At 38.4% G+C, this 16,995-nt stretch carries 14 protein-coding genes; 8 read left to right on the top strand and 6 right to left on the bottom strand.

The features are described from left to right. Window positions 1-529 precede the first annotated feature (529 nt). Window positions 530-2,908, bottom strand: a complete 2,379-nt coding sequence (ppsA, locus tag AAZR93_RS01885) for a phosphoenolpyruvate synthase (RefSeq protein ID WP_434718819.1) — start codon at window positions 2,906-2,908, stop codon at window positions 530-532. Between the two features lie 275 nt (window positions 2,909-3,183). Here ppsA and ppsR point away from each other — a divergent pair, with 275 nt between their 5' ends. The 8 genes from ppsR to AAZR93_RS01845 all read left to right on the top strand — a co-directional run bounded on the left by ppsR (window position 3,184) and on the right by AAZR93_RS01845 (window position 12,806). Next, window positions 3,184-4,044 carry a posphoenolpyruvate synthetase regulatory kinase/phosphorylase PpsR gene (ppsR, locus tag AAZR93_RS01880; protein WP_294107388.1) on the top strand — a complete coding sequence of 287 codons (861 nt, stop codon included), beginning with the start codon at window positions 3,184-3,186 and terminating at the stop codon, window positions 4,042-4,044. A 127-nt stretch (window positions 4,045-4,171) separates the two neighbouring features. Beyond that, window positions 4,172-5,221 carry a 3-deoxy-7-phosphoheptulonate synthase gene (locus AAZR93_RS01875; protein ID WP_294107390.1) on the top strand — a complete coding sequence of 350 codons (1,050 nt, stop codon included), beginning with the start codon at window positions 4,172-4,174 and terminating at the stop codon, window positions 5,219-5,221. Between the two features lie 528 nt (window positions 5,222-5,749). After that, window positions 5,750-7,897: a TonB-dependent hemoglobin/transferrin/lactoferrin family receptor gene (locus tag AAZR93_RS01870; RefSeq protein ID WP_434718818.1), complete on the top strand. Its 2,148-nt coding sequence runs from the start codon at window positions 5,750-5,752 to the stop codon at window positions 7,895-7,897. A gap of 212 nt (window positions 7,898-8,109) precedes the next feature. Continuing rightward, complete coding sequence (locus AAZR93_RS01865) at window positions 8,110-9,159, top strand: hemin-degrading factor (protein WP_434718817.1); 1,050 nt, start codon at window positions 8,110-8,112, stop codon at window positions 9,157-9,159. Window positions 9,160-9,176: 17 nt separating this feature from the next. Continuing rightward, window positions 9,177-10,010, top strand: coding sequence for a heme/hemin ABC transporter substrate-binding protein (locus tag AAZR93_RS01860; protein ID WP_434718816.1), 834 nt, complete (start codon window positions 9,177-9,179; stop codon window positions 10,008-10,010). Further along, entirely contained in the window at window positions 10,007-11,008 is a 1,002-nt protein-coding gene (locus AAZR93_RS01855; RefSeq protein WP_294107398.1) for a FecCD family ABC transporter permease, read from the top strand. Before AAZR93_RS01860 ends, AAZR93_RS01855 begins: the two co-directional genes overlap by 4 nt. A 4-nt stretch (window positions 11,009-11,012) precedes the next feature. Continuing rightward, the gene (locus AAZR93_RS01850; protein WP_434718815.1) at window positions 11,013-11,834 is read left to right on the top strand and encodes a heme ABC transporter ATP-binding protein; all 822 of its coding nucleotides are present in this window, start codon (window positions 11,013-11,015) and stop codon (window positions 11,832-11,834) included. A 606-nt stretch (window positions 11,835-12,440) separates the two neighbouring features. Next, the gene (locus AAZR93_RS01845) at window positions 12,441-12,806 is read left to right on the top strand and encodes a helix-turn-helix domain-containing protein (RefSeq protein ID WP_294107403.1); all 366 of its coding nucleotides are present in this window, start codon (window positions 12,441-12,443) and stop codon (window positions 12,804-12,806) included. Between the two features lie 101 nt (window positions 12,807-12,907). On the opposite strand, the gene AAZR93_RS01840 is transcribed toward AAZR93_RS01845, so the two are convergent. From AAZR93_RS01840 to arnT, 5 genes are all read right to left on the bottom strand, one after another. Further along, window positions 12,908-13,924, bottom strand: coding sequence for a lipoate--protein ligase (locus tag AAZR93_RS01840; RefSeq protein WP_434718814.1), 1,017 nt, complete (start codon window positions 13,922-13,924; stop codon window positions 12,908-12,910). A gap of 74 nt (window positions 13,925-13,998) precedes the next feature. Continuing rightward, window positions 13,999-14,487, bottom strand: a complete 489-nt coding sequence (locus AAZR93_RS01835; RefSeq protein ID WP_294107407.1) for a C40 family peptidase — start codon at window positions 14,485-14,487, stop codon at window positions 13,999-14,001. A gap of 95 nt (window positions 14,488-14,582) precedes the next feature. After that, window positions 14,583-14,990: a 4-amino-4-deoxy-L-arabinose-phosphoundecaprenol flippase subunit ArnF gene (gene arnF, locus AAZR93_RS01830; RefSeq protein ID WP_294107409.1), complete on the bottom strand. Its 408-nt coding sequence runs from the start codon at window positions 14,988-14,990 to the stop codon at window positions 14,583-14,585. Further along, window positions 14,987-15,334, bottom strand: coding sequence for a 4-amino-4-deoxy-L-arabinose-phosphoundecaprenol flippase subunit ArnE (arnE, locus tag AAZR93_RS01825; RefSeq protein ID WP_336430820.1), 348 nt, complete (start codon window positions 15,332-15,334; stop codon window positions 14,987-14,989). Before arnE ends, arnF begins: the two co-directional genes overlap by 4 nt. Continuing rightward, window positions 15,331-16,989: a lipid IV(A) 4-amino-4-deoxy-L-arabinosyltransferase gene (gene arnT, locus AAZR93_RS01820; protein WP_336430821.1), complete on the bottom strand. Its 1,659-nt coding sequence runs from the start codon at window positions 16,987-16,989 to the stop codon at window positions 15,331-15,333. Before arnT ends, arnE begins: the two co-directional genes overlap by 4 nt. Between the last annotated feature and the right edge of the window lie 6 nt (window positions 16,990-16,995).

Genomic DNA, 16,995 nt, shown 5'->3' with positions numbered 1-16,995 from the left:
AGAGTGTTCTTAGTGATTAAGCAATATGATTAGATTATTATCAACTTATTGAATTTACTTTGAATTAAATGAATATCTGGGTCATGCTTTCTTTATAAAGCTTGGCTGTATCAACAAAATTGCTGTGTGTAGTCTTTGCCTGTCAGCCCATGATAGGCTTTTTTTTTATCTGCTATTTAATATGAATAATATTCATATTCATTATAAATAACTATTCAAACTACTTTTATTAACCTCTCACCTTATTACACAACATGCGAGTAATTGCACTTAATTAAATCCCCCACCTAACCACAATTAATTAATCAGGATTTGATTGCTCTCATTTCAAAAAACTCTCTATTTGTGTATTAACCTAAACACAACTCTATTTATATTAACTCCAGATAGTCCCTAATTAATATTTGAGACTAGAGTCTAAAAATAATTGATAGCTAATACCTATTTCATCAATTGATATTTTTAATTAATAAAAATGGCCAACAAAGTATTTCTATGTTGACCATTTTCGCTTAACTAAATACCTAGCTTATTGGTTTTCTGCAATCATCAGCCATGTTTGTACTACAGTATCAGGATTCAATGATAAACTATCAATACCTTCATCTACTAACCACTGAGCAAAATCAGGATGATCGGATGGACCTTGACCACAGATGCCGACATATTTGTTTTGTGCCTTAGCCGCTTTAATCGCCATGGACAACAGTGCTTTAACGGCGTCATTTCGTTCATCAAATAGCTCAGATACAACGCCAGAGTCCCTATCCAACCCCAAAGTTAACTGGGTCATGTCATTAGAGCCAATCGAGAAGCCATCAAAGTGCTCAAGGAATTGATCGGCAAGTAATGCATTAGACGGTATCTCGCACATCATAATGAGTTTTAAGCCTTTTTCACCACGTTTTAAATCATGCTTCGCTAGCTCAGCAACAACTGCTTCGGCCTGTGCTACGGTACGAACAAATGGAACCATAATTTCAACATTTGTCAGTCCCATATCATTTCGAACACGCTTAACAGCTTCACACTCAAGCGCGAAACACGCACGGAAACTATCTGAAACATAGCGACCCGCACCACGGAAGCCTAACATTGGGTTTTCTTCTTCTGGCTCATAAATAGCGCCACCCACTAGATTGGCATATTCATTAGATTTAAAGTCAGATAAACGAACAATAACTCGTTTAGGCCAGAAAGCAGCGGCTAATGTTGAAATACCTTCAGTCAATTTTCCAATATAGAACTCTATCGGATCATCATACCCCGCCATCATAGCTCGTATTTCATTTTGTATTTCAGGAGTTTGTGAATCGAACTCTAAAAGTGCTCTTGGGTGAACGCCGATCATCCGATTGATAATAAACTCAAGTCTTGCCAAACCTACACCTTCATTAGGTAAGCATGCAAAGTCAAAAGCACGATCTGGATTACCTACATTCATCATGATTTTCACGTCAATACTTGGCATGTCGCTCACTTCAGAACTGTGGATCTCAAACTCTAGTTTATTTTCATACACAAAGCCCGTGTCACCTTCTGAACAAGAAACTGTGACTTGTTGGCCCTCCTTCAAGCATTCGGTCGCATCACCACAGCCAACGACGGCGGGAATACCTAACTCACGAGCAATAATTGCAGCATGACAAGTTCGCCCACCACGGTTAGTTACAATTGCTGCTGCTTTTTTCATGATAGGTTCCCAATCAGGGTCCGTCATGTCAGTAACTAAAACATCACCCGGTTGTATTCTATCCATTTCACTTAAATTATGAATGACTTTTACACTACCAGCCCCAATACGATGGCCGATAGCACGTCCTTCAACAAGCACTTGCCCTTGTTCTTTTAGTAGATAGCGCTCCATGACTTGTTGGTTAGAACGTACCGTTTCTGGTCTTGCTTGTACAATATAAAGACGACCATTATGACCATCTTTCGCCCATTCGATATCCATAGGGCGACCATAATGTTTTTCAATCTGTAATGCTTGGCGTGATAGTTCTTCTACTTCAAGGTCAGTCAAAGAGAAACGATTGCATAATGCTTCTGGTACATCTTCAATCTGCACTTGTTTACCATGCTCTTTACTGTTGGCATAAACCATTTGTAATTTTTTCGAGCCAAGGGTACGGCGAACAATAGCCGGACGATTATTCTGTAAAGTTGGTTTATGTACGTAAAATTCATCAGGGTTGACTGCACCTTGAACCACCATCTCACCTAAGCCATAAGCTGAAGTGATGAAAACGACTTGATCGAAACCAGATTCAGTATCAATGGTGAACATCACGCCTGCTGAGGCTAAATCTGAGCGCACCATTCGCTGTACACCCGCTGAAAGCGCAACGCCTCGGTGGTCATAACCTTGGTGAACGCGATAAGAGATGGCTCGGTCATTAAACAACGAAGCAAAGACATGTTTAATCGCAATTAAAACAGCATCGATTCCTTGAACATTCAGAAAGGTTTCCTGCTGCCCAGCAAATGAAGCATCCGGCATATCCTCAGCGGTTGCAGATGAACGAACTGCAAACGATGCTTCAGACTCACCTTCTGAAAGCTGTTGATAAGCGACACGAATATCTTGTTCCAATTCCTTGGTCAACGGAGTATCAATTACCCATTGGCGGATCTGATCCCCTGCGATAGCCAGTTGGTTCACATCATCAATATCCGTTTCGTCTAACAGATTATAGATGCGTTGGTTAACACCACTCTGCTCAAGAAAATCATTAAACGCCTGTGCGGTTGTCGCAAAACCGTTTGGTACGGATACACCAAGATCAGATAAGTTGGTAATCATTTCACCGAGTGAGGCGTTTTTCCCACCAACACGGTCAACATCATTCATCCCTAATTGGTTATACCAAAGTACATTACACGGAGTGAGGCCATTTGTGGACATTGAAAGCGATCCTTTTTATAGCAATTTAGTGACAGAGTACAAATCGTAAGAAATCTCATTGGCGAAAACTCGCCTCGGAAAATAGACTAGCACAGACGCTATGAGAAGATGGACAGGTGAATCGTTCCATCTAACAAGAAAACTTTTTTGTTCTAAAAAACATTCAAATTATGGCTATACTTTCCGCTATAAACTATTTTTTAAACTTTAATCAAATATAATATATTTCTAAAATTAGAGATAAATACATTAAAATTCATTAAAAGAAGAAATCTATGAGCGAATTGAACCCTATGAATAAAAGTACAGCCTCGGTACAACGAACCGTTTTCTTCATTTCTGATGGCACTGCAATTACTGCTGAGACATTAGGTCATGCGGTGTTATCACAGTTTCCGCTCGCTTTTATGTCGTATACGCTACCTTTTGTAACCTCTGAAGCACGGGCGCAAGAAATAAAATTAAAAATTAATACTATTTATGAAGAGACACAAATGCGCCCATTAGTGTTTTATTCCATTATTTCACCTGCGGTTAAAGCCATCATCACTCAGAGTTCTGGGTTTTGTCAGGACATCGTGCAAAGCCTTGTGGCCCCAATTCAACAAGAAATAGGCCTAGAGCCTGAACCCAAGCTCAATCGAACTCATGGCTTATCAATGCAAAACATGACCCAATATGATGCGCGCATTGCTGCTATTGAATATACCCTCGCACATGATGATGGCATTTCGCTACGTAATCTCGACCAAGCACAAGTTATTTTGATAGGCGTTTCTCGTTGTGGAAAAACACCAACAAGTTTATATTTAGCGATGCAATTTGGTATTCAAGCTGCCAATTATCCCTTCACCGCAGATGATATGGATAACTTGCAGCTGCCTACTGCGCTACGTGCTTACACTCATAAACTATTCGGTTTGACCATTAGTCCAGAAAGATTAGCAGCTATTCGCGAAGAGCGTCGTGAAAACAGCCGCTATGCTTCATTACGCCAATGCCGTATTGAAATTGCAGAAGTTGAAGCCTTATTTAGACAAAATAAGATCAATTATTTAAATACTACCAATTATTCTGTAGAAGAAATCTCCGCTAAAGTGATTGATAGTATGGGATTACAACGACGTATTTTTTAATACGTGCAAAGAAAATATAAAAAATAATTAATTCAATCTCAGTTGGAGGTTGAAATTGAGCCACTTTCGTTTATTGTGATCCTTATCACTGATATGGCTCAGCCTATTAAAGTTTTGAGAAAGAAAAATGCAAAAAACAGATGAATTACGTACTCAGCGTGTAGGTAGCTTAATTACGCCACAAACACTTGCTGAAGAGTTTCCTATATCCCAAAAAGTAGCCGAAAACGTGACAGCGTCACGAAAAAGAATTGAAAATATTCTCTCCGGCCAAGATCCCCGTTTACTGGTTATCGTAGGCCCTTGCTCAATACACGATATCGATGCGGCAATTGAGTATGCAAGTAAGCTAAATGTACTGCGTGAACGCTACCAAGATCGCTTGGAAATCGTGATGCGTACTTATTTTGAAAAACCGCGCACCGTCATTGGTTGGAAAGGATTAATATCTGATCCTAATTTAGATAACTCATGTCAGGTCAATACGGGCATTCGATTAGCTCGAAAATTACTGATAGAAGTTAATCAGCTAGGGCTTGCCACCGCCACTGAATTTCTCGATATGGTCACTGGGCAATATATTGCTGACCTTATTAGTTGGGGAGCGATTGGCGCACGAACCACCGAAAGCCAAATTCATCGTGAAATGGCGTCAGCCCTTTCTTGCCCTGTCGGCTTTAAAAATGGTACTGATGGTAATATCAATATCGCGATTGATGCCATTCGTGCAGCTAAAGCTCAACATATGTTTTTATCTCCCGATAAAAATGGCCAAATGACGATTTACCAAACCAAAGGTAATCCTCATGGTCACATTATTATGCGCGGGGGTAAGCAACCAAACTACAGTGCCGGCGATCTTGCCGCTGCATGTGACAAATTACGTAAATTTGAACTTGCAGAGCACTTAGTGGTTGATTTTAGCCACGGTAATTGCCAAAAAATACATCGTCGTCAATTAGAAGTGGCTCGCGATATCGCTGAACAAATTAAAGATGGGTCAACCGCAATCAGCGGCATTATGGCCGAGAGTTTCTTGGTTGAAGGTACTCAAAAAATCATACCAAACCAATCACTTGTCTATGGACAATCAATCACTGATCCATGCCTTGGTTGGGAAGATACCGAACAACTCATCGAAATTTTAGCTCAAGCTATTGACTATCGATTTAAATAATCCTCGAAATATAGACTTTTTGGCGTAGGCTTTTCATAAAGCTTATTGCCAAAATAGTCACCTCCCCCTCATTCCAACGAATATAAACTCAACTAATATATCAAAAACAATATTATTGACTAATAATTTATTATAAATATATAAAATATTTCAAAAATGTCTTGATATCCTACCTCAGCTTAACGATAATTATTCTCACTAAGAAAAATGTAATTCTTTAAGGTCTGCATGCCATTAGATACAGCAATACATTCGTTTATTTATAATAAAACATCAATCACAACAGTAAAAACTCAGTGGATAAATACCCATAAGCTGCTCAATATAAATAATAAAATAAAAATATTACATCAAAGTGATGCTATACCAACTCACGCAAACTCAAGCTAGTAAATTAATTTTAACAAAATAATATGAACGACTAATAATTTAGATAGTTAATCTGCATAAAAACACATTATTCGGCAAGCCACCCAGAACTCAATTCAGGCAGCCAGCTTTAATTTATACATAAGGAAAGGACTTCCTATGGCTAGTAACCTGATGCCCTCATCAACCACTATTATTCTTCATGAAAAAAAGTTTACTATTTCTACTCTTGCTATCGCACTTGCAATAGCCGGTTTCAGTAGCGCTCCCTTAGCTCAAAATATAAATAGTGACATCCTACATGTATCCGCACTCCCGCCTAGCACTAAAAGCATTGCAGTTGCTGAACAAGTTGATGTTATTGATGCTCAAGCGCCTGAATACCAAGCTGCTAGTTCCGCCCTTGATCTATTAAAAGGTCAGCCTGGCGTATTTGTTTCCGGTTCAGGTAGTACTTATGGCCAAAGTATTCATATGCGAGGATACGATTCACGGGGAGTTAAAATTACCGTTGATAATATCACACAAGATTTTAATTCCGGCTTATACGATGCGACCTTTATTGACCCATCACTAATTAAAAAAGTTTATGTACATAAAGGCGCTTCTTCATTGCATCACGGCGGGGGGGCATTGGCTGGAGTCGTTTCAATGAAAACACTAAATGCAGCTGATATTTTGAAACCTGGACAAAATATGGGGGGGCGTGTTTTCAGTGGTATTAACCGTAACGATCACAGCTATTATGCAGGAGGCACATTATTAGGCCGAACAGACACTGTTGACGCCTTATTTAGTTATACCCAAAGGACAAAACAACTCAGGAGTTCTCCAGAGTTACCTCCTTTTGATAATAATGAGAAAATTCACAACTGGATGTTAAAAACCTTGTGGTTTGCCCATCCATCTTATCGCCTTGGGTTACAATTAAAAGAGTATCAAAATCATGGTATTAGTTTAAAACAACCAACAGTAATTGATACCAAACAACCTAAGTTTAAAAATACCGCCCATGAAAGAAACAGTCATCAAAAAGATATTTTGATACATCAGCACTTTACACCCAAAAACAACTTAAATTGGCAAGCAGATTGGGATATTTATTACACCGACCTCGCTTTAAGCCAACTTGATTTAATCAAAGTAAAATCAACAAAACAATACGGTACCGAAAAACGTAATCAGTACACTTATGGCACTAAATTCACCAATAGTTTTAATCTTCCTATGCACAGTTGGGTAAACCATTATATTCAAAGTGGATTTGAATATTACCAACAAAAACAAAAGCCGAATGAACATACTATCAGTTATCCGCCAGCTGAATTATCAAATGCATCAGTTTGGCTAGCAAATGACATCACATTGCATCACTTACCAGTTACTTTTTCAGTAGGCACCCGCTTTACACAATATAAAGCATCCCGTGAAAATTTTGATGAAAATAAGCACAATAACTGGTCTTCACGTTTTGCACTTAGTGCAACACCTACTCATTGGCTAAATATTTATTCTTCATATTCAGAGGGTTATCGTACACCTCGTATGGCTGAGCTCTATAACAACTCAAACCATTTTAAAGCTTTTATTTTTAGCTCAGAGTTTAGACCATCACCTGACTTAAAACCCGAAACTAATAAAACACTAGAAGCAGGGCTAAAATTTAGTTTTGATGATCTTGCCTTCACTGGAGATTCTTTGCAGTTCGGTTCTACTTATTTTAAAACTAAAGCGAAAAACTATATTGCAGTCGAAGGACGTTACACCAAAGAATACAATTGGACGCAAGGTATCTACCAATGGTTCCCTCGTGAAATATATTTCACCAATATCCCATCAGCCACAATTTATGGGGTTGATAGTTTTATTCATTATAAAACTTATTGGTTCGATTTAAATATCAGTCATAACAGAACTATTGGTGAAGAAGATGATACTCATTATTCCCTTTCATCAGTTCGACCTGAAACTTACCTTGTTAGATTAAATGCACCAATAGCAGCCACTGGACTCAACCTAGGTTGGGTTGGTGAGTTTTCGGCAAAAACAGCACTTGAAGGCAATTCAACCTATAAATTAGCGCAGCATAAATCAGATAAAGGCTTAGATCGTTATCACAAAGAAGTCATTCAATACCCAGGATACCAACTACATGATTTTTATATAAATTATCAAGCAGATCAATTTATTGAAGGGTTGAGTTCAACTTTAGCATTAAAAAATGCCTTTGATACACAATACGTTTCATCAATGGGGGTACCACAAGAAGGTAGAAACTTCTATTTCAGTATGAATTATAAGTGGTAACCAACAAAATTGCTGACGCGTTGTTATGGATAAGTTGTTATCAAAAAAGTGATATCAGATGACTACGATAATAAAACAAAAACTTCATCGTCAGTATTTAGCTAATAACCAAGAATATTAAAGGCTTGCAGTACCCTACATTCATACAAGTGTTATTAATACCAAGTAACCTGCGAATTAACAATAACTATATTAATACTAAGGAAATAATAGTGAATACAATACTCTTTGAACGCTACCAACAAGCAAAAAAAGAAAATAAAGGAAAATATACTCGAAATTTGGCAGATCTCCTTAATGTTTCTGAGGCAGTAATTTTGCATAGTCGTGTTGGTAAAGATGGTTCCCAACGATTATCAGCAAACATCCCTGACTTGCTCCAAGCACTATCAACGATTGGTGAGGTTAAAGCAATTACACGTAATGAATTCGCCATTAGTCAGCAAATAGGTCAATACGATAATGCCAAGTTTAGCTCGCATGCAGGCTTATTTTTAAACCCTAGAGGATTAGACCTTAGAATGTTTTTTGCACAATGGGATAGTGTATTTGCATTAAATGAAAATATTAGTAATGGAGAACATCACAGCATTCAGTTTTTCGATAAACACGGAGATGCACTACATAAAGTCTATGCAACTGAACACACTGATATGTCTGCATGGAATGCGCTGATCAAACAGTATGCTACAGAGCATAATCCTGAATTAATAATTAACAAAGTACAACCATTCTCAGAACAGCCTATTAATGAAGTATTAGCACAACAACTCGAACAACAATGGCGTAGCATGACCGACGTTCACCAATTTTTTATTTTGTTGAAAAATAACAATCTAAGTCGCCAACAAGTCTTTCGTGCAGTCAGTGATGAGCTTGCTTGGCAAGTTCCAATCAATTCACTTTCTCAATTACTATCAATTGCTCATGAGCAACAAAATGAAATTATGCTTTTTGTTGGCAACCGTGGTTGTGTGCAAATATTTACCGGTTTAATTGAACGTTTATCCCCTCTTTTTGAAGAAGACTCCGGTATCAACTGGCTGAATGTTTTCAACTCAAATTTCACCTTACATATGATCGAAAATGGTGTAACCGAATGTTGGGTAACCCAAAAACCCACTCAAGATGGTTTTGTAACCAGCTTAGAAGTTTTTGATAGAAATGGTAATCAAATCATACAAATGTATGGCCAGCGTACCGAAGGTGAGCCTGAGCAAAAAATATGGCGCGATCAAATTCTCTCATTACCGAAAATTTAATTAATTAGGTAAATAATATGAAAAAATGGCTTTTAATGGTAGGGATCATGGTAGTCATCACGATAACAACACTGAATGCACAAGCATCAGACCGTATTGTTACTTTGGGTGGTGATGTGACTGAAATTGTGTTTGCCTTAGGTTCTGGCTCTCAAGTCGTGGCTCGTGACAGCACCAGCCGACATCCTGAAGCTGCATTCAAGCTACCGGACGTTGGTTACATGAGAATGCTTAACGCTGAAGGTGTGCTCTCTATGCATCCTACTTTAGTGATCGCCAGTGCTCTCGCTAAACCATCAATGGCATTATCACAAATTGAAAAAAATGGTGTACGAGTAATCAAAGTTACTGGTGTCCCTACCTTAAAAGCCATTCCTGACAAAATTTCAACAATAGCCTCTGCGCTTGGTAAAACTGAGCAAGGAAAAGAACTAATACAACGTTTTAACCAAGAACTTAGCAAGGTAAATACCACTAGTATTAATAAAAAAATCATGTTCATTATGAGTCATAGCGGCGTTTTACCTCTTGCGGCAGGAAAACAAACCGCAGCTGACAGTATGATCCTCGCTCTTGGCGCACAAAATGCATTAAACGAGTTTAACCATTATCGCCCTCTTTCACCTGAAGGGGTAATAGCAAGTCAACCTGACTTAATTATTGTTGGTAAAGAGAGCATTAAATCACTGGGTGGAATAGATAAAATTTGGTTGTTACCCGGTATAGCAATGACAACCGCAGCTAAAAATAAAGCCTTATTGGTAGTCGATGATATGGGCATGCTCAGCTTTAGTTTAGGCACACCCGCCGTCATGAATCAGATACGTGAAGCGTTAGAGAAATTGCCATGAATCTAACTAAATACCCTATTCGAAGTGTTATTGCGATGCTATTCGCTCTTATCGGGATTGTGATAATAGTTTCTAATACTGGCGCAATGGATCTCTCGTTTAAAGTTTTGTGGTCGCGCCCTATTAGCGATCCGCTATGGCAAATTTGGCTCAATATCCGACTACCTCGTATTGTATTAGCCATTCTTGTTGGGCTCGCCCTCGCCGTATCGGGCACGATAATGCAAGGGCTATTTCGTAATTCACTCGCAGATCCGAGCTTACTCGGCATCAGTAGTGGTGCCGCATTTAGTGTCGCTATATTTATAGTATTTTCCATTTCGCTACCCGATACATTACAAAACTACGGCTACATAGGTGCCGCTTTCATCGGAAGCTTATTCGTTTCAATACTCATTTTCAGCTTGAACCGTTATTCCAATGGAAATTTAACAACGTTATTACTTGCTGGAATTGCCATCAATGCTTTAGCTATGTCATTAATTGGCGTGCTAAGTTATATCAGTGATGATCAGCAATTACGGACATTTAGCCTTTGGATGATGGGAACCTTAGTTAATGGAGATTGGTCACTAATTACTGTCGCCGCCACCGTTATTTTATTGACTTGTTTTATTTGCCTCTGGCAGAGCAACAAACTCAATATCCTTCAATTGGGTGATGAAGATGCTCATTATTTAGGCCTAAACGTTGCACAAACTAAATTTATTTTATTGTTTTTAAGTGCATTGCTTATTGGTTGTGCTGTTGCCATGAGTGGTGTTATTGGCTTTATCGGATTGGTCATACCTCACTTGGTCCGTATGACGTTAGGCGCTGACCACAGATGGTTAATCGTGGGCTCTGCACTCGCAGGTGCCATTTTATTATTAATGGCGGACACTCTAGCCCGAACATTAGTCACGCCAGCTGAAATTCCTGTTGGACTCATTACAGGGTTGATTGGCGCACCTTACTTTTTATGGCTAATCTTACGTAAAGCAAATAGGAGGCATTAACTTCATGTCGTTAATTCAACAAGCTATTATTAAAACTCAGCGACATACCTCCCACCTGTTAGAAGCACACAACCTTAGTTACAAAATCAATAATAAGCTATTAATTGATGATATTAGCTTCACCCTTGGCACCCATGAAATAGTCGCCATTATCGGCCCCAATGGCGCAGGAAAATCTAGCTTACTAAAACTATTGACCGGCTTTGTGACACCAACCACTGGTGAATGCTTACTTGATGGATATTCTTTATTAGATTGGCAAGTAAATCAATTAGCTCAAAAGCGTGCCGTCATGAAGCAACATAGCCATATCGCATTTGATTTTACTGTTGAAGATATTATTTCAATGGGAAGAATTCCTCATGGCACACTAAATAAACAGCAAGCGATTGAAGAATCGATGCAACAAACGGATTGTACCCATTTACGCTATTGCGAATACCGCCAACTTTCAGGTGGGGAGCAGCAACGAGTACAACTCACCCGTTCACTTGCACAGATTTGGCAGCCAGTTAATGTGCCTGTTTGCTTATTTCTTGACGAACCCACTTCTGCATTAGATCTTCATCACCAACAGCATACATTGCGGCTATTACGTCGATTAACTCGTGAACGCCCTTTAGGTGTATGTTGTGTTTTACATGATCTCAATCTAGCAGCGCTTTACGCTGATCGGGTATATATACTGCACCAAGGTAAAAAAGTCAGTGAAGGTAGCGTATCTAGCGTTTTAACCACTGAAAATTTAACACGCTGGTATAAAGCCGACTTAACGGTTATTCCACACCCTGAAACTTTAAAGCCTCATATTTGTTTACGCCAATAAATGCGTTTTTTGATTATCTGAATAATATCACTCATCTCTACGTACTATAAATTGATTAAATAGTAATCAATTTATAGTGCAACTTATAGTGCAATTGGTGTATAACTCTCAAAATCTCATCAATACTAATACTATCAATAATTAATCACTCTGTTTAAATCTATTATTATTAACTATTACACCACTTAATTGATTATTTTCAGCATTTAACTTCAAATCACTCATTTCGGAATTTCCTGTTGATTATTGTTATTTCCGCCACTTCATATCAAATTTAAGTTAAATTAATTTTTCAATAGTTTACTTGGTTAATAAAATCGAACAGCTTCAACAATATATTTGAATATTATTTAAATTGATAAAATTATTAATAAATTCATCATGAGATATTAGGTTAATGCATTGATTTCAATGAACTTTAAACATTCATCACTGTATGTTTAAATTGTCTGTTTTTTTAAAACCTATCGTAACAATAGTTATTCTCACTAAAAAACCGCACGTTTAGCCTATCGATATATCGGAAAAACAGGAAGAATAGACCCTAATTTCCAGAGCTATTATTAGTAATTAATGAACAATAACCTACGATAGTAGGAGGTAAATATGTCAGAAAGTGTAGTCAACGAGATTATTAAATGGCTAGAAAGCCAGTTGCAGCGCAATGAAGGCATCAAAATTGATACGATAGCCGACAAAAGCGGATATTCAAAATGGCATTTGCAGCGTGTTTTCAAAGAGATGAAAGGATGCACGCTAGGTGAATATGTTCGTAAGCGTCGTTTATTAGAAGCAGCTAAATCCTTACGTGAAGGCAATTTGCCTATCCTTGATATTGCATTGCAATACGGTTTTAGCTCTCAAGCAACTTTTACGCGGATCTTCAAAAAACATTTTGATACAACACCTGCAAAATTTCGTCAAATAGGTGAAATGCCTGAGTGTAAAGCGTTTATGACCTGTAGCTGCTAATCACCAAGTAAATTGAATTGTAAGAATACCATTCCTTCCTATTAGTTTTTTATTTTCAAATATTGAAGTCTATGTCTGAGCCGATTAAATCGGCTCTTTTTTTAGCTCAGTTCATGAACTAACCAGTGTTCTAAATCCGCTAATTGTTCAGTTAAATCTGGCCACTGCTGAGTCATTTGTTGAATTAATGTTCTAATAGTATTAGCTTGGTAAACTCGACCTGTAAGCTGGTTACTCATCCACTCAAGTGGTGATGGGTCTAGACTATCAGTATAAAATTGGCAACGGGTGATAACCCCTTTTTCAATATCAAAGTGAAACTCAATACCACCCCATGAAAAACGTGTATCTGAATAATGAGAAAATGCAGGAGCTTGCCCAAAATTCCATTCCCAGCTACTTTGCTTGGCAAAAGTTTCTGCAAAATTAGGTAGGTCAGGCAATTTGTCAGGTGAAATATATTCAGCGACAACTGTTTCACCGTAATGACTGAAAAAACTATTAATTATGCCTTCGCACACTTTTTCATGACTGATATCCGATACCAGCTCGCATAGGTTAGCAACTCTAGAACGAACAGAAGTGATCCCTTTAGCCTGTAACTTTTTCGGATCTGGGTTCAAATAGTTAGCCAGTCGATTTAAATCGGTATTAATGAGTAACGTGCCATGATGAAAACCTCTATCACGAGTTTCCCTATATGCTGATCCCGATATTTTTCTGGGCCCATTGTCGGTATTTAAAACTAAGTCATTTCGACCTGAAACCTGAGCATCAATTCCAACTTGAGCTAATCCGTTTACAATAATTTGTGTAGAAATAGTTTTATCGTATTCAGGTTTTCCTGCCATAAAAGTAAAGCAGGTATTACCCAAATCTTGAAATACAGCACCACCGCCACTACTTCGGCGTGCCAGACGCACATTATCTTCTTCCATACGGCGTGTATTACATTCTTTCCAAGGGTTTTGCGCGCGACCAATAACCACGGTATCCGCATTACGCCATAAGAACATCACTCGTTGGTCCGCAGACATTTGACGAAAAATAGTTTCTTCAACCGCAAGGTTAAACCAAGGATCGAAGGATTCTGAGATGAGTAAACGTAACGTTGACATTAGGCTATCCTAGAAACAAAATTTACGTCTAAGATAGCATAATCATTGAAGAAATAATGGTGAAAACACAGAAATTAGATACGTCTTGCTTGCCAAAACACTTTTCGCCAATAGACATTTTCGAGTGATGAACGAATAACACCTTTACTAGTTGATGCATGAATAAATGTATTATCTGTATCGTAAATACCAACATGCAGGCCATTTTCACCTGAACCCGTTTTGAAAAAAACTAAATCTCCAGGCATTAAATCTGATTTTTCTATTCGAGTACCAAGCTGAGTTTGATCAACTGTAGTTCGCGGTAATTGAATGGCGAAGCGATCATTAAAAGTACGATAGACAAAACCCGAGCAATCCACACCGTTTTGGCTCATTCCACCATAATGGTAAGGTGTGCCATACCATTGTTGTAACTGATCTTTTAACTGCGCTATCGTCATAATTGGATCAGAGAGCTGTGTTTTTAAAGGGGGCGCAGGCGTTCGTTTAACTGATGTTGATGAACATCCGATTAGCACCAAACAAAGCAGCAATGGAAGGTGTTGTATTTTCATTATCATAGCGCACCCTAACAAGTTACAGTTAAAACATATGCTTAATCTAACATCATAATGAGCAATGCATGAAAAATATACAATTAATCGATAAATGCATCTTACTTAATATTTTTTGTTTGCTGAACTGTCGGACGGCTAATGAGCCATACCCCAAGCAAAATGAATCCAATTCCGGCTGCTTTAAGCCATGTCGCAGGTTCATTAAACCAAGGTAATACTACTGCCAGAATATAAACAAAAACATAACTCAGGCTAATTAGCGGATAGGCTTTATTTAGTGCAATAAATTTAAGTGCAAATAACCAACATAGCATCGATAAGGCATAGCATACTAAACCAACAAAAATAATGCTTAAGCTCACTGTATTTGCCAGAAGCCAATCAATTTGCAACCAATGCCAACCTAATGCGAACGAAGGTAACTCCATCACACCCGCTTTGAGACTCAATTGAGCGATTGTCACTAAAATCGCACTACCCAATACCCATAAGTAGCCTTTATTCATATACTGATACTCATTAGCAAAATGCCAAACATAATTGAAATAACACCTAACCAATGTTTAAACCCAGTTTGTTCATGATAAACAAACTGGCCAATCAATGTAACCAACACAAAATTGATACTTAGCATGGGATAAGCAATACTTAATGGCATACTTTCTAACAGTTTTAACCAAAAAAGCATCCCTAGCCCAAGCATCAATACCGCTAGCACCAACCAACGAATGGCTGATGCTGCTTTATTAGTGTTATCACCTTGCCAACAAACCACGGCTTGCTTTTGTGCAATTTGCCCGACACAGGTTAATACACTAACGAATAATAAAAGCGATAATTGCGTAATCATTGCTTATGATAAACCACAATGGCCATACGCGAATTTTGAATCACCTCATCTGGCTTAGGGATATCTGGTAGACCGTCCTTACGCTTAAGTAAGAACACTACGGTTACCTGCCCTTCTTTTCGTGCTTTTTCTAACCAAGCAGCAAAGTTTTCAGGCTTAACCAGTCGATGTTGGCTATCTGGATATTCAAGTCCATAAGTCAATTCGCCACTACTATTATAAAGGTAGATTTGTGAGTTTTGGGTTTCCCATGCTAATCCTGCCGCAACGCCAACATTACTCGCCATCAAATATCGGCTATTCATTAATAAATCATGATTTTGATGAATAAAGTTCTGCGGTAGTTTTGAATCAATCGTGTTGTTTGGTAAAGCGCTACCGATACATAAACTGACTGCTAATGAGCAAGATGCAGCCCATAACCAATATTTAGCATTCAATACAGTACACAGATAGCCAATAATTGCCCAGATGGAAAATGCAACCACCCCTAAAACCATTTTTGACCATTCGTCAGGTTCATATAAAGGTTTTTTAATCACTGAACTCACGACAATTACTGCGATCACTGCGGCGATACCAATGATAATATTAATGATCCCATTCGCTTTCAATGCAGCCATTTTTCCATTGCGAACACAATCAACACCAAATTTTGCCATCAATAACGCTAATGGTGCCATAAATGGCAGCATATAAGTCGGTAATTTTCCACGAGAAATACTAAAAAAGATAACCGGAACAATAAACCAACACAATAAAAAGAACATATCAGGGCTTGATTTACGCTCTTTCCAACCTTTAATTAATGCCCCAGGTAATAAGCCAGCCCAAGGAATAGCACCCAATATAATAATAGGGATGTAATACCAAAAAGGAGCTACGTGCTGCGCATCATCTGCTGTAAAACGCTTAACATGCTCGACCCAGAAAAAATAATTCCAGTAATCAGGCTCTTGCTGAGCTATCGCCAACGCCCAAGGCAAGCTAATTAAGATCGCAAAAATAATGGCTATTGGGCCATATTTTATCATTTCAAGGAAACGTTTTTGATAGAGGGTAATCGGGATCATCACAATGACGGGGATTGCCAAAGCTAAAAACCCTTTAGTCATAAATGCCATACCACAGGCAAGCCCCAAACAAGCCCATGCCGCTAGCTTGGTTTTAACTTCTCGTGCTTTCATCGCCCATAAACAGCAATACATACTTGCCGCTATCCACAGAGATAGCATCGGGTCAAGTACGCTATAGGTACCAACAGAAAAAACCAAAAACATAGAGATATAAATGAAGCTAGCAACAAAAGCGACATGATTATTTCTCCACATCATTTTAGCCATACGATAAACTAGTAAGGCACTGAGGAAAATACAAAATACAGAGCCAAAACGCACGGCAAAGTTAGTTTCACCAAAAATCATTTGGCTAATATTATTAATCCAATATCCTGCGACGGGTTTTTCAAAATAACGCACATCTAACATGTACGGAACAATCCAGTCTCCACGCTGTAGCATTTCACGGCTAATTTCTGCATAACGCGTTTCATCAGGTTGCCAAAGTAAACGGCTGTTCAACGGCAAAAAATAAGTCAGGATAAAAAAAAGAGCCAGCAGAGAGGCTCCTACTTTGCTCGCTCGGTTATTCAACATACGTCT

The organism is Providencia sp. Je.9.19, assembly GCF_051129765.1.
In the GTDB taxonomy this organism is placed as follows: Bacteria; Pseudomonadota; Gammaproteobacteria; order Enterobacterales; family Enterobacteriaceae; genus Providencia.
Note: the sequence above shows the minus strand (reverse complement) of the source record. Positions and strands in the feature narration are given on the sequence as shown.

What these genes read in the sequence shown, in the direction of transcription:
- ppsA (WP_434718819.1), bottom strand. Translation starts at nt 2,908, where the DNA reads ATGTCCACAAATGGCCTCACTCCGTGTAATGTACTTTGGTATAACCAA.
- ppsR (WP_294107388.1), top strand. Translation starts at nt 3,184, where the DNA reads ATGAGCGAATTGAACCCTATGAATAAAAGTACAGCCTCGGTACAACGA.
- AAZR93_RS01875 (WP_294107390.1), top strand. Translation starts at nt 4,172, where the DNA reads ATGCAAAAAACAGATGAATTACGTACTCAGCGTGTAGGTAGCTTAATT.
- AAZR93_RS01870 (WP_434718818.1), top strand. Translation starts at nt 5,750, where the DNA reads ATGGCTAGTAACCTGATGCCCTCATCAACCACTATTATTCTTCATGAA.
- AAZR93_RS01860 (WP_434718816.1), top strand. Translation starts at nt 9,177, where the DNA reads ATGAAAAAATGGCTTTTAATGGTAGGGATCATGGTAGTCATCACGATA.
- AAZR93_RS01855 (WP_294107398.1), top strand. Translation starts at nt 10,007, where the DNA reads ATGAATCTAACTAAATACCCTATTCGAAGTGTTATTGCGATGCTATTC.
- AAZR93_RS01850 (WP_434718815.1), top strand. Translation starts at nt 11,013, where the DNA reads ATGTCGTTAATTCAACAAGCTATTATTAAAACTCAGCGACATACCTCC.
- AAZR93_RS01845 (WP_294107403.1), top strand. Translation starts at nt 12,441, where the DNA reads ATGTCAGAAAGTGTAGTCAACGAGATTATTAAATGGCTAGAAAGCCAG.
- AAZR93_RS01840 (WP_434718814.1), bottom strand. Translation starts at nt 13,924, where the DNA reads ATGTCAACGTTACGTTTACTCATCTCAGAATCCTTCGATCCTTGGTTT.
- AAZR93_RS01835 (WP_294107407.1), bottom strand. Translation starts at nt 14,487, where the DNA reads ATGATAATGAAAATACAACACCTTCCATTGCTGCTTTGTTTGGTGCTA.
- arnF (WP_294107409.1), bottom strand. Translation starts at nt 14,990, where the DNA reads ATGAATAAAGGCTACTTATGGGTATTGGGTAGTGCGATTTTAGTGACA.
- arnE (WP_336430820.1), bottom strand. Translation starts at nt 15,334, where the DNA reads ATGATTACGCAATTATCGCTTTTATTATTCGTTAGTGTATTAACCTGT.
- arnT (WP_336430821.1), bottom strand. Translation starts at nt 16,989, where the DNA reads ATGTTGAATAACCGAGCGAGCAAAGTAGGAGCCTCTCTGCTGGCTCTT.